This is a genomic window from Neorhizobium sp. LMR1-1-1.1, from assembly GCF_040675795.1.
Classification (GTDB): Bacteria; Pseudomonadota; Alphaproteobacteria; order Rhizobiales; family Rhizobiaceae; genus Neorhizobium; species Neorhizobium cellulosilyticum.
Map to the genome: position 1 here is coordinate 895,844 of NZ_JBEGHE010000025.1, position 13,412 is coordinate 909,255.

General features: G+C 60.2%; 11 protein-coding genes. 8 read left to right on the top strand and 3 right to left on the bottom strand.

The genetic code is table 11. The features are described 5' to 3' along the window. Nucleotides 1-131: 131 nt before the first annotated feature. A complete protein-coding gene (locus MRBLMR1_RS17395) occupies nucleotides 132-419 on the top strand; it encodes a type II toxin-antitoxin system ParD family antitoxin (protein WP_148144007.1) in 288 nt (95 codons plus the stop codon). Next, complete coding sequence (locus MRBLMR1_RS17400) at nucleotides 416-733, top strand: type II toxin-antitoxin system RelE/ParE family toxin (RefSeq protein WP_148144006.1); 318 nt, start codon at nucleotides 416-418, stop codon at nucleotides 731-733. The genes MRBLMR1_RS17395 and MRBLMR1_RS17400 overlap by 4 nt, the downstream gene beginning before the upstream one ends. Here MRBLMR1_RS17400 and MRBLMR1_RS17405 read toward each other — a convergent pair. Then, nucleotides 730-2,103: a TIGR03808 family TAT-translocated repetitive protein gene (locus tag MRBLMR1_RS17405; protein WP_148144005.1), complete on the bottom strand. Its 1,374-nt coding sequence runs from the start codon at nucleotides 2,101-2,103 to the stop codon at nucleotides 730-732. The two genes, MRBLMR1_RS17400 and MRBLMR1_RS17405, sit on opposite strands and share 4 nt — an antisense overlap. A 216-nt stretch (nucleotides 2,104-2,319) precedes the next feature. Between MRBLMR1_RS17405 and MRBLMR1_RS17410 the strand changes: the two genes are divergently transcribed. Further along, entirely contained in the window at nucleotides 2,320-3,825 is a 1,506-nt protein-coding gene (locus tag MRBLMR1_RS17410; RefSeq protein WP_500065396.1) for a diguanylate cyclase domain-containing protein, read from the top strand. A 3-nt stretch (nucleotides 3,826-3,828) separates the two neighbouring features. Here the strand turns inward: MRBLMR1_RS17410 and MRBLMR1_RS17415 are convergent, their stop codons facing one another. Then, nucleotides 3,829-4,350, bottom strand: a complete 522-nt coding sequence (locus MRBLMR1_RS17415) for a MarR family winged helix-turn-helix transcriptional regulator (protein ID WP_500065398.1) — start codon at nucleotides 4,348-4,350, stop codon at nucleotides 3,829-3,831. 129 nt (nucleotides 4,351-4,479) lie between these two features. Between MRBLMR1_RS17415 and MRBLMR1_RS17420 the strand changes: the two genes are divergently transcribed. From MRBLMR1_RS17420 to MRBLMR1_RS17440, 5 genes are all read left to right on the top strand, one after another. Further along, nucleotides 4,480-6,015, top strand: a complete 1,536-nt coding sequence (locus MRBLMR1_RS17420; protein WP_148144002.1) for an MDR family MFS transporter — start codon at nucleotides 4,480-4,482, stop codon at nucleotides 6,013-6,015. Between the two features lie 55 nt (nucleotides 6,016-6,070). Next, nucleotides 6,071-7,081 carry a ligase-associated DNA damage response exonuclease gene (locus tag MRBLMR1_RS17425; RefSeq protein WP_183684986.1) on the top strand — a complete coding sequence of 337 codons (1,011 nt, stop codon included), beginning with the start codon at nucleotides 6,071-6,073 and terminating at the stop codon, nucleotides 7,079-7,081. 259 nt (nucleotides 7,082-7,340) lie between these two features. Further along, a complete protein-coding gene (locus tag MRBLMR1_RS17430; RefSeq protein ID WP_148144000.1) occupies nucleotides 7,341-8,972 on the top strand; it encodes a cisplatin damage response ATP-dependent DNA ligase in 1,632 nt (543 codons plus the stop codon). A 197-nt stretch (nucleotides 8,973-9,169) separates the two neighbouring features. Then, nucleotides 9,170-10,267, top strand: a complete 1,098-nt coding sequence (locus tag MRBLMR1_RS17435; RefSeq protein WP_210297762.1) for a hypothetical protein — start codon at nucleotides 9,170-9,172, stop codon at nucleotides 10,265-10,267. A gap of 122 nt (nucleotides 10,268-10,389) precedes the next feature. After that, a complete protein-coding gene (locus MRBLMR1_RS17440) occupies nucleotides 10,390-11,289 on the top strand; it encodes an alpha/beta fold hydrolase (RefSeq protein WP_148143999.1) in 900 nt (299 codons plus the stop codon). An 89-nt stretch (nucleotides 11,290-11,378) separates the two neighbouring features. On the opposite strand, the gene MRBLMR1_RS17445 is transcribed toward MRBLMR1_RS17440, so the two are convergent. Further along, nucleotides 11,379-13,373: a methyl-accepting chemotaxis protein gene (locus MRBLMR1_RS17445; RefSeq protein WP_148143998.1), complete on the bottom strand. Its 1,995-nt coding sequence runs from the start codon at nucleotides 13,371-13,373 to the stop codon at nucleotides 11,379-11,381. Nucleotides 13,374-13,412 lie beyond the last annotated feature (39 nt).

Genomic DNA, 13,412 nt, shown 5'->3' on the forward strand with positions numbered 1-13,412 from the left:
TCTGGCGAAATCCATTTTCGCCAGAAGTGCTCTAAGCAGGTTCGGTGACGAACGGAAGATCATCCTGCGTTGGACGCCCATGAAAGTTTTCGATAGGATTAAATCGTGTCGGATAACCTCAAGGAGCTTCCATGCGTACCACCCAGTCCCTCAGCATCACGCTTCCGATCGAGATGGCGGAAATGGTCAAGGCCAAGGTCGCATCCGGTGAATACGCATCCGAAAGCGAAGTCATTCGCGACGGCCTGCGCACCCTGATCGCCCGCGACGCGGCGATCGAAAGGTGGCTGGTGGAGGAGGTTGCACCCGCATACGATGAGATGAAAGCTCATCCGGAGCGAGCGCTTTCGATTGAAGAAGTGGATCGCCGGCTCGATGTGACAATGGCACAACTACTTCAAGAAGAACGGAAGTCATGATCTACGACGTCGTTTTCTCGCCTCGGGCAATCAGAGATCTCGATGAAATTTTCCGATATCTGGCATCCGAAATGGGGGTTGCTGCGGCGCGCGGATATATAGGCAAGATCCGTAATTATTGTGCGGGATTTGCTACCTTCCCGCATCGAGGAATGCGGCGAGACGATATTCGCCCCGGCATTCGCATGGTGGGATATCGATATAAAGCGACGATAGCGTTTGATATCGAAAAACAGACGGTCACCATTCTTCGTATCTATCACCGCGGCCGCGATATCGATGCTGATGACGAAACGTTCGACCTCGATCTCTAGCTTACCCGGTTGCCCTCGATCGTCAGATGCGAAAATCGCTCTGCTCCGCCCTTTGCCAGATCCCCGGTCGATGCTTCTCTCCACCGATACCCGATGATCGCGCCCCGTCTCGCCCCCTGAAAGATGTTGTTGGCGATGATAGCGTCACCTGCACCTTCCACCACCGTCACGACGCAGCTCACCCCAGCGTCGCGCACGATATTGCCGGTCGCCGTGACATTGCGCAGGTAAGGCCCGAAACCGAATGCCAGGCCGCCATAGGGCGCGTTCTCGACCACATTACCCGTCACCGCCGTATCCGCCTCGGCGCTGATGCCGACGCCGAAGATCGGGTCCTCGACCGTGTAGGGGCCAACCAGGCGCAGGTTGCGCACGATATTGTTGGAGATGGTGGCAAGCCTGCCGCCCTCGTTGAAATTGACGACCGAAATGCCGTTGGCCGCGCCATCCACCAAGTTGCCCGAGATCATCGCGCCTTCGAAGGAGAATTCCGCGTAGATCGCCGTCTCGCCGGATGCGCTGCAGTGATTGCCAGATATCATCGCGTTCGAGGCGCTGTTGGCGCGGATCGCGGAAAAGGCCGAATTCGAGATGTGATTGCCGGAAACGATCACGTCATCGGCGCGGTAAAGGTTGATCGCATTGCCATACTGGCCGGTGCCGCCATTACCCGCGCCGGTGCGCGAGATGCGATTGCCGGAAACGATCGTCCCATCCCGACCTTTTTCCCAGCGATGAATGAGAATGCCGCCATTGCCACAGTCCGAGACGATATTGTCGGCGACCGTGAGATTGGTGCTATTGACCGCATAAAGCCCGTATTCGGCAGCGCGCGTCATCCGGTTGCGCGTAATTCTGCCGCCGCATGCCTCCAGATGCAGCCCCGTCTTGCCCCCATTCGCCACGTCGCAATTTTCGATGACGAGGTCCGCCACGTTGCGAAACAGCGCAAGCGCCGGGGCATCTCCACCAGCCGCGCGCCCCGCACCATCGATGGCCAGGCCCGACAGTTCGATGCGGCGCACGTTTTCGGCCCGCAGCAATATCCCGGAGCCGGACAGGATCAGGCGTGTCGCGCCGGCAATCCCGATCAGGCGGGTGCCATCGGGCAGATCAAGGCTCGATATCGGATAGTCGCCGGGCGGCAGGTAGACGGGCATGTTTTTCCCCGCTGCCTCGATAAGCAGGCGCTGGAGGTTGCGATGCGTCGTTTCCCCTCCACCCGGCACGATGCCGTGTGCGCTTGCATCGATGGAGCCACGCAATTCGCCGCTGGAGATAGCCGCTGATCGGGCTGCCGCCGACCGGGCAAGAGCCGCAGTCGAGGCCGCTGCGACCAGCCCTGTCAACAGTCGACGTTTCGAAATCATCCAGCTTGCCTCACCACGTCAATAAATAGTTTCCCATTGCAGTATCTGTGATCGACCTGCGTCACAAATATTTGCGTATCCGGGTAAAAACTTTGCAATCATCTCAACAAGACATGTCATCGCACGATTTTATTAAGCAAGGGGTAGCAATTGCTTTTTAAGGTGTATTGCGTGGGGCATGCAATTTCTGGACGTTTCGGGGGCTTGGAGACGGACATGGTAATTCCCGTATCATATGAGATGACGGTGGAAACACCGAGGGAAGCATTGGAAGATGCGTGCGAGCGATTGCGACGCACCGTTATGGACAGCGGTTGCGCGCTGGACCTTGCGGAGGCGTTGCAGGAGCTGACGGCGCTGAGGGTGCTGGATCAGTTGCCCGATTTCATTTCGATCAAGGACCGCCGTAGCCGGTTTGTCTTCGCCAACGAAGCAGCCTGCCGTGCGGCCGATATCAGCGATTACTCCAGCCTGATCGGCAAGACCGATTTCGATGTCTTTATCGGAGAGACCGCCAACCGGCTTTTCGCCATGGAGCAGCTGGTGATGGAAAGTGGTTTGGCCGTTGAGAAGCAGGACGAATATCTCGTCCGCCATGACGGCAAGACGTTCTGGTTGTCCATCTCGAAAATTGCGCTCAGGAATTCTGCCGGGCAGATAGTCGGTCTGATCAGCATTTCGCGCGATATCAGCGAACGAAAACGGCAGGAAGAGCTGCGCCACGGCCAGGCGCGCCTGCTGGAAATGATCGCGCGTGGTCAGCCACTGGATGTGGTGCTGAATGCGATCGTCCGGCTTATCGATGCTCAGCTTCATGATGTAAAGGGCGCTGTGATGCTGCTTGACGAGGACCGCAAGCGGTTCTCAGGAGGCGCGGCCCCCGGTCTTTCACCTTCCTATGTGCAGCTCATCGAGAGTATAGAAATCGGTCCAAGTCGTGGTTCCTGCGGTACGGCGGCCTGGACCGGTACGCTCGTGACAGTCGCGGACGTAGAGGCCGACCCGCTTTGGGAGCCGTATCGTGAGCTTGGTTCCCTGTTCGGTTTTCGCTCTTGCTGGTCGACGCCGGTCATCGGCGCCGAGGCGCGCGTGCTTGGCACATTTGCGCTTTATTCGCCCACAAGGCGCGAGCCGACGACGATTGAACTGGAGTTGATGGCGATCGCCACCGATCTTGCCGGCATTGCCATAGAGCGTGCTGAAAGCGAACGCCGTATCCGTCATCTGGCGCATCACGATCCGCTCACCGGCCTGCCCAATCGCACGCTTTTCTGGAGCCAGTTCAATCGCAGCCTGCACGAGGCGCGGCGCGAAAGCCGCAAGGTGACGGTTGCCTATATCGACCTCGATAATTTCAAGGCGATCAACGATACCCACGGCCACGCAGCTGGTGATGCAGTTCTCAAGACGCTTTCGGATCGCATGGCTCACTGTATCCGTGCGAGCGATCTCATCGTCAGGCTGGGCGGCGATGAATTCGCCATCGTCTTCTCAAATCCGGATGGCGACCGCAGCGGCGTGTTGCGGCGTCTGGATAAGCTGCGGGCCCTCATTGCCGAACCTGTCTTGGTTGAGGGAGAAAGCATCGGCGCGACCTGCAGCATGGGCGTCGCCTTCTATCCCGAAGACGGCGAGCTTGCAGAGGATCTCCTGGCAAGCGCTGACCGCGCCATGTACGAAGCCAAGGAACTCGGCCGCGACAGGCTGACTATCTGTGGGTGATTGTCAGGCGCTGGTGAGGATACGCGCAGCACTCGGGCTGCCGGCCTTCTCGTTCGGATAGGTTTCTTCGAACTTGCTGACGAACTTGTCGAACAGCCCGGCGAAGACGTTGAGTTCCTCTTCACTCCAGCCATCGAGCATGGAGGCAAGCAGCCGGCGTTTGGTCGCATCGACCTGTGCCATCAGCTGGTCGCCGAGCTCCGTTCGCACGACGATCGACCGGCGTCCGTCAGCTTGCGATGCATCACGGCGCAAAAGCCCTTGCGTCACCAGTTCGGCAACCAGCCGGCTCCCGCGTGATGGATCGAGCCGCATCACATCGGCGATTGCACCGACAGTGACCTCGCCGCCGATACGGTTCATTGCCCGTAATGCATCCAGGTGTGAGATTTCGAGGCTCGGAGCAAGATTGTCGACCAGCGTCCGGCTGATCACCCTGCGGCCGATCAGCAGCCGCATCCTACCCATGACCTCGCTGATATGGGCAATATCGGCGGCGGCTTGAATGGAGTGTTCTTCGGTCACTGTCTTTGTCATGGCGAAGGAAAATAGCAGAGCTGTATATCCGGGCAAGAATTATCTGCCGCTCGCATCTGGGTGCGATTGACAATTATATGCTAAAGGCACATAAATTCGGCTCACACTGGATACGCCATGACACCTCCCGCATCCCCCGTCGTCCCGCTGGTTGCCAGCCACCGCCAGCGATTGATCGTTTTCTGCTTCCTGATGGCGGCGCTTTTCATGGCGACGCTCGACAACCAGATCGTTTCCACGGCATTGCCGACGATCGTCGGCGAATTCGGCCAGATGGAACGTTTCGGCTGGGTCAGTTCCGCCTTTCTGCTCGCCACCAGCGCGGTGATGCCGATCTATGGCAAGCTGGGCGATCTCTTCGGCCGCAAATACGTCATGCTGGCGGCGATCGTCATCTTCACGCTCGGTTCGCTCGCCTGCGGTTTTGCCTGGTCGATGGACAGCCTGATTGCCGCCCGCGTTTTTCAGGGACTGGGCGGCGGCGGCATCATGGTGTCGATCTTTTCGATCAATGCCGATCTCTTCGAGCCGCGCGAACGCGCCAAATACCAGAGCTATTCCAGCCTGATGATCATGGCGTCGGGTAGCCTCGGCCCGGTTCTCGGCGGCACGATGAGCGATCTGTTCGGCTGGCGTTCGATCTTCCTCATCAACCTGCCGCTCGGCGTCATCGTCATCACCGGTCTCGTCCTGATGTTGCCCTATCGCCGCCCGACGCGTCAGCCGAAGATCGACTATATCGGTGCCGCTGTTCTGGCCGCGACGATCACCTGCCTCGTCGCCTTTGCCGACAGCCGCCAGATTTTCGGCTCGCTTGTTGCACCCGCGTCGCTCGCTCTTCTGGCCGGCGGCATCGTCTGCGCCTGCCTCTGGGTCTTCGTCGAAAGCCGGGTGCCGGAACCGATCGTGCCGCTCAAGCTTTTCCGCGATAGCACGTTCTCGCTCTACCTCATCATCTCGCTCTGCGCCGGTTCGGTCGGCATCGGCCTCGTCAACTATTATGCGCTCTTCCTGCAGACGACGACCGGCCTTTCACCCTCTGCCGCCGGACTGTTTTTCATCGCACTGACAGGCGGCATCGTCACCGGCTCGATCTCGGCCGGCAGGCTTATCTCGATTACCGGGCGCTACAAGCCCTTTACTGTCATCGGCCTCGCCATGAGCGTCGTCATGCTGTTCTGCTTCTCGCAGATCGGCCACGATGTTTCTCTGGTCATGGTGGCATTGATCATGTTCCTGCAGGGCCTGTCGGTCGGCTTCGGCCAGCAGGCGCCGATCATCGGTGTGCAGAATGCCGTGCCACGTGGCGATGTCGGCGCGGCAAGCGGCGCCGTGGCGCTGATGCGCATGGGCGGCGCCTCGATCGCCATCTCGCTCTTCGGTGCGATCATCGGCACGGGTTTGAAGGCCCATCCTGTTGAAATCCCCGGCCTGCCCGATATCGAGACGTTGACGCCAAAGATCCTGGCAACTCTGCCCGAGGCATCGCGCCAGGCCGTCGCGGCCGTCTATCACGATGTCTTTTCGCCGCTCTTCCTCGTTGCGGCAACCATCGCCTTGATCGGTCTCGTCGCAGCCCTCTGCCTGAAGCCGATCCAGCTTCCGACGATGCAGGCAGCAAGCCAGCCGAAAGAGGAAAAGGCGGCGGCCTGAGGTCCTCGAAACTGCGCCTCTCGAAAGTCTCGGGTTGTCGCCTATCTTGATAGGCATGAAACCCGAGGCTCTGCTTCATCCGACCCCCGCCGGGCTGTTCTGCCCCATCGGAAATTTCCACGTCGATCCGGTCCGCCCCGTCGAACGGGCGCTGATCACCCATGGTCATTCCGATCATGCCCGCTCCGGCCATGGCCATGTGCTGGCCACCCGCCAGACGCTCGACATCATGGCGATCCGTTACGGCGAGGATTTCGCAGGCAGCGAACAGGCGGCCGCATGGGGAGAGGAGATTTTTGTCAACGGCGTCAAGGTGATGTTCAGGCCGGCCGGCCATGTTCTCGGCTCGGCCCAGATACTCATCGAAAAGGACGGCATGCGCATCGTCGTCTCGGGCGACTACAAGCGCGGCATCGACCCGACCTGCGATCCTTTCGAGCCGATCGCCTGCGATGTCTTCATCACCGAAGCCACCTTTGGCCTGCCGGTCTTCCATCACCCCGACCCGAAGGTCGAGATCGAAAAGCTGTTCACCTCGCTGAAACAGTTTCCCGAGCGCAGCCATCTTGTCGGTGCCTATGCGCTCGGCAAGGCGCAGCGCGTCATCCGCCTGATCCGCGACAACGGTTATTCCGACCCGATCTATATCCACGGAGCGCTGGCGCGGCTCTGCGATTATTATCAGGGGCAGGGGATCGAACTGGGGGATTTAAGACCTGCGACGATCGAGAAGAGCAAGCCCACCGAATTTTCAGGTGCCATCGTCATCGGCCCGCCCTCCGCCTTTCAGGATCGCTGGGCGCGGCGTTTCAACGAACCGCTGATTTCGTTTGCCTCTGGCTGGATGATGGTCCGCCAGCGCGCCAAACAGGGCGGCGTCGAGCTGCCGCTCGTCGTCTCGGATCATTGTGACTGGCCGGAACTTCTGTCCACCATCACGGAGATTGCCCCGCAAAAGGTCTGGGTCACCCATGGGCGCGAGGAGGCGCTGGTAAGGTGGTGCGAGCTGCAGGGCATTCCGGCCCGGCCGCTGCATCTCGTGGGCTATGAGGATGAGGGGGATTGATGGTGAGCCGTCTGCATCGAAACACCCCCCTCTGGCCTGCCGGCCATCTCCCCCACAAGGGGGGAGATCAGCTGGGCGCCCCGGCTTGCCTCGATAAAGCTCAGCAAAGGGAGAAGTGGCGGTTAAAGAAACTCGGTCATGTGCGACAAGTTTGTGCAAGGAGCCAGCCACTTGTGATCTCCCTCCTTGTGGGGGAGATGGCCGGCAGGCCAGAGGGGGGCTGGCACGGCAAAGCGCCCGCTATCTGCGGAGCCATTCCATGAAACCCTTCGCAACCCTGCTCGACCGCCTCGTCCTCACCCCATCTCGCAACGGCAAGCTCACCCTGCTCGTCGATTATTTCCGCACGACCCCCGATCCCGATCGCGGTTATGGCCTTGCAGCCCTTGCCGGTGCTCTGGATTTGAAAAGCGTCAAGCCTGCCATGCTGCGTGAACTGGTCATGGAACGCATGGACGAGGTCCTGTTTCGTTATTCCTACGACTATGTCGGCGATCTTGCCGAAACCATCTCGCTCGTCTGGGATGGCGGCGCCAAGGACGTTGCCGATCATGCCCCGCAACCCCGCCTGTCGGAGATCGTCAAGCGGATGAATTCGCTCGGTCGCACCGAAGTCCGCGGTGCCGTGCGCGAGCTTCTCGACCAGCTCGACACATCCGGCCGCTTCGCCTTCCTCAAGCTTGCCACAGGGTCGCTGCGCATCGGTGTCTCCGCGCGTCTCGCCAAACAGGCGCTGGCCGATATGAGTGGTAAAGACATCATCGAGATCGAAACTCTCTGGCATGGCCTCACACCACCTTACGAAAGCCTGTTCGCCTGGCTGGAGGGCAGGGCGGACAAGCCGGCTCTTGCCACCCCGGCGATCTTCCATTCCGTCATGCTCGCCAATCCGGTGGACGACGGCGACCTCGAAAAGCTCGATCCGGCCGATTATGCCGCCGAATGGAAATGGGACGGCATTCGTGTCCAGATGTCGAGCCATGGCGGCACGAAGAAACTCTATTCCCGCTCAGGCGATGATATTACCGGCGCTTTCCCCGATGTCGTCGAGGCAATTAATTTCGACGGTGTCATCGATGGCGAGCTGCTCGTCGGCGGCACGAAGCGGACCAACGCTCCGACCCGCACTTTCTCCGATCTGCAGCAGCGGCTCAATCGCAAGACGGTGACGGGAAAGATGATGGATGAATATCCCGCCTTCGTCCGGGCCTATGATCTTCTGTTTCAGGGCGAGGCGGACATTCGTGATCAGGGTTTTCTTGCCCGCCGCAATCGCCTGGCTGACGTGATCGACAAGGCCCCTCACGACCGTTTCGACCTCTCCGATCTTGTTCCCTTCACTGACTGGAGTGAGCTTAACCGGTTGAGAGTCGACCCGCCTGATCCGGTCATTGAAGGCGTGATGATCAAGCGCAAGGACAGTCCCTATCAGGCAGGCCGCCTCAAGGGGCCGTGGTTCAAGTGGAAGCGCGATCCCTATAATATCGATGCCGTCATGCTTTACGCCCAGCGCGGCCACGGCAAGCGCTCGAGCTATTATTCCGACTTCACCTTCGGCGTCTGGACCACGACCGATGAGGGGGAACAGCTCGTGCCCGTCGGCAAGGCCTATTTCGGCTTCACCGATGCGGAACTGGAAGTGCTAGACAAGTTCGTCCGCGACAACACGATCGATCGTTTCGGCCCGGTGAGGGCGGTCAAGGCGACGCCCGATTTCGGTTTCGTGCTGGAAGTTGCCTTCGAGGGCATCGCCCGCTCCACTCGCCACAAATCCGGCGTCGCCATGCGTTTTCCCCGTATCGCAAGGCTCAGACAGGACAAGCTGCCGCGTGATGCCGACCGGCTGGAAACGCTTGTCGCAATGATCGAGACACGCGAGGCGAAAACCTGAAATGTTCGATCATGCTTAAATTGTGAATGACGTCAGTTAGCGGATGCCTCTCACGCCAAGGTGATTATTTTGGACGCAGCGGTTGCGCCTTCTGCGACGCACCAATCCGCTTGTCCCGCCCGGCGGCCTTCCCGTGTCGCCTTGCATTTTCAAAGCCCCGTGGGCGAGATCGCCAACGCGCATATTTGAGAAATACGATGTCCATTCCTGAAATTGCATTGCCTCGCCGCCCGCTATCTCTCAAGTCCAGCGCGGTTTCCCTGCCGCGCGGCTTCTTCTGGTTCGTGCCGGTCATCATGGTGCTTGCCGGTTTCATCATCTGGTGGCAGGGGCCGGGCCTTTGGCGTGACTATCAGATCAGCCGCAACCCGGTCGTGCTGCAGGACGGAGACATCCGCAACGGCAAGTGCACCACGCGAAAGGGCGTGATGACCGAATGCGAGGCAAAGCTTGCCTATACCTATCAGGGCCGAGCTTACGAGACGGAGACGCATTTCTTCTTCGTCGATATCCATTCCGGCGACTACATGACCGAACTCGTCATCGCCGCCGATCGTCCCGAACTCGCCACGCTGACACTCGGCCTGGAAAAGCTCTGGAACCGGGCCATCTCCTTCGCCGTCCTTGGAGGCTTGATGGTGCTTCTCAGCGGCGCAATGGTGTTTCTGGCGATCCGTGTCTGGCGCGTGCGCGGCCAGATATGCAGGCCGGCGGAACTGACGCTGATCCCGGTCGCGGTCACGGCCGCGAAGAAGAGCGGCAAGCGTCTGTTCGTCACCTATGTGGACAAGCTCGCACCCGGGATGACCAAGCGCACGGCCTACACGCTGTTCGGGCGCGATGAGGAACCTCTGTTTCTAACCGATCCGCGGGGTAACCTAGTCGGTGCCGCCGTCCGCCATGGAAAGACGGCCCTGCCGGTGATGATCGATGCCGGACTTCAGCGCATTGACCTGACGGCAGAAGAGCGCGAGGCGGCACTCGCTTCGATCCGTGCCGCCGAGGCGGATGCCGATGAAATCGAGCCGCAAGCCGCACCGAAGAGGAAGCTTCAATGGATACAGGGCTTCAAGACGCTTCTCGTCGGAATCGTTCTCGCCGTGGTCGCTGCGCTCGGTTACTGGGCCTGGTACGTCACCACGTCGCCGACGCAATTCGACCAGATCGGCATGGAGATCAATAACGTCATGCCCGGGCCGCTCAACGAGTGGGGCTGCGGCCAGTTGCAGAAGCGTTTTGGCGATGACCGCGCACCGCGCGGCTGCTCGGCTGCCGATCATCTGAGCTGGAAGTAGGGTGGCAGTCCGGTTTTCGTTCTCTTGAACGCCTCCGGCCCCATTGACGAACATGTGACACGCAGCATTTTATCGTCTGCTAAGAGTGCCATGTGTTCGTTCCGCTTCCGGATGTTTCGCCCATGATCGTGACCCGCCGCCTCGTGCTTGCCGGCATCGCTGCCGGTGCCCTTTCCAGAAATGCTCTCGCTGCTACTCCCTTCCCGACGCCGGATATCCCGCCGCTTGAAAACCGGGACTATGCGCAGGCGCGCAAACATTTTCGCACCTCTCTCCTGCGCAAGGGGCCGTCGCCGGAAGTCTCGCCGCCGCTCGGCACACCGCCGGGTGCAACACGCGTTACCTATCCGGGCGGCCCGGATGGTTCGATCCAGCTGATCGCCTGGCTTTCCCATTACGAGCCGTCGAAGACACTGAAACCCGCAGTGCTTTTCCTTCACGGCGGAAATGCCACCGGCGACGGCCATTGGGAACTGATGAAGCCCTATTGGGAAGCAGGCTTTGTTGTTCTTCTGCCGTCCTTCCGTGGGGAGAACGGACAGGCCGGTTATTACTCCGGCTTCTACGATGAAACCGCCGATGCGCTGGCGGCTGCGACCTATCTGGAAAATCTGCCCGGAATAGACCGCAATCGCTTCTTCATCGCCGGTCATTCGAATGGCGGCACGCTGGCGCTGCTGGCCTCGATGACGCGCAAATTCCGCGCCGCCGCGCCGATCTCGGCCGGTGTCAGCGCCTGGCGCTATTTTGGTCGATATTCGAACGAAATGCCGTTTGATCCTGAGGATCCGACGGAATTCGTCATGCGCTCCTCCGCCTGTTTCGGCGCCAGCCTCAAATGCCCGACATATCTGCTGCGCGGCTCCGAGGAACGTCCGTTTGACAAGGACCATGAGTTGCTGATGGAGCGGGCCAGATCGGCAAGCGTCTCGATCGAAAAGAAACTGCTACCGGGCACGCATAACGGTGTCGTCCCCGGTGCCGTTGTCGAAAGCATCCATTTTTTCAACCAGTTTGCCTGATCGCGGGTGCTGCCGGGGCCGTTTGTCGAGCCAATAAAAAAGGCGGGATCTTGATCCCGCCTCTTCTTTTCATGTCGCTGATCTGATGATCAGAACTCTTCCCAGTTGTCCGCTGCCGGTGCCGCCGCAGCGCCGCTGCGACCGCCGCCGAAGGCCTGGGCAAGCTTGCCGACCATGCCGCGTGCTGGCGAGGCGACCGGTGCCGTGCCGCGCGAGGCGGCTTTCACCGGCGCTGCCATCATCGAGGCCGTCTGGCGCAGTGCACCTGTCTGTTGCGAGAAGCCTGCGCTCGAGCCCTGGCCGAGCTGGAACTGCGATACAAGTTCGCGCAGGCGACCCGATTCCGTGGCCAGCGTGGCGCCTGCGGCATTGGCTTCCTCAACCATCGCTGCATTCTGCTGGGTCACCTGGTCCATCTGGTTGACCGCGGTGTTGACTTCCGCGAGGCCGACCGACTGTTCGCGCGAGGAGGTGGCGATCGAATCCATGTGCTGGTTGATCGTGACGATATAGGTCTCGATCGTCTTCAGCGCCGTGCCGGTTTCGCTGACCAGCTTGACGCCGGTCTCGACCTCGACCGACGACTTGCCGATGAGATCCTTGATCTCCTTGGCTGCCTGGGCGGAACGCTGTGCCAGTTCGCGCACTTCCTGTGCGACAACAGCAAAGCCCTTGCCCGCTTCACCCGCACGCGCGGCCTCGACGCCGGCGTTGAGTGCCAGAAGATTGGTCTGGAAGGCAATGTCATCGATCACGCCGATGATGTTGGAAATCTGGCCGGACGATTCCTCGATCCGTTCCATGGCGTTGACCGCGTTGGCAACGACGACGCCGGACTGGCGGGCGCTTTCATTTGCCTGGATAGCAACGGTGCGGGCTTCTTCCGCACGCTTCGACGAGTTCGACACGTTGGTCGTGATCTGGTCGAGGGCGGCGGCGGTTTCTTCCAGTGAAGCGGCCTGCTGTTCGGTCCGCTTGGAAAGATCGTCGGCGCTCTGGCTGACCTCGCGCGAGCCCGAATCGATCGAGCTTGTCGCCTGGGCGACCGAACCGAGCGTTCCGCGCAGCTGTGAAACTGTGGCGTTGAAATCTGCGCGCAGGCTTTCGAATTCCTGGGCGAAGGCCCGGTTGAGCTGGAATGTCAGATCGCCGGAGGAGAGGTGCTTGAGACCTGTGGCAAGGCCATTCGTGGCTTCAGCCATCGCTTCGGCACGGATGCGGGCATCCTCGGCATTGCGTTGGCGCTGCTCTTCTGTGAGGCTGCGCTGTGCTTCCGCTTCGCTTTCAAGCGCCTGCGTCTTCAAGGCGTTGTCCTTGAACACCTGAACCGCCTGGGCCATCGTGCCGATCTCGTCGCGGCGGTCGAGACCAGGGATCTCGCGATTGGTTTCTCCCGAAGCAAGTTCCGCCATGCGGTCGCTCAGTCGAGCGATCGGGCCGGTAATCCCGCGCGAGGCGACGTAGAGGCCAAGCAGGATAAGCACGGCAAGCGAAATGCCCAATGCAATCACGCCGGTGATGATCGTGTCGTTGGTATCGGCCTGAAGTTCGGCGGTGCCGGCATCGACCGTCTTCATCAACTCGTCATTACCGGAGGCGAAAAGCGGCAGGACCTGCATGACTTTGGCGCCGGCATCGCGCATGGCAGCGCGTGCCTGGATCGCCTGGCCGTTCTTGGCGAGCGTGATGACCTGCTGACCCAGCTGGTCGAATTCATCGACTGCCTTCAATATGGCGTCGGCGGCAGCGCGGCGTGTGGGTACGAGATCCACGGTCATGCCGACGCGCTGCTTCATCAGGTCGCGGTCGCCCTCGTATTTTTTCACGGCAGCTGCAAATTCCGGCGAGGCCGGATCATTGACCTGCATCAGGCCGAGCTGCAGGCCCATCTGCAGCAATCCGGCCGTTGCGCGCGCATTCAGCGTTGCAGCCGTGCTCTCGTGCGAAATGAAATAGGAGTATCGTTCGTCGGCATTCTTGAACTGCATGCTGACATAGAAAAGCCCGATGAGTGCGATCGCACCCATCAGTGCGATGACCGCGACGATCTTCGTGCGGATTTTTGCATTTTCGAGGAACTGCATTTCGCTTCCTATTGGGAAAGGGCGATCCCGTGCGAAAAT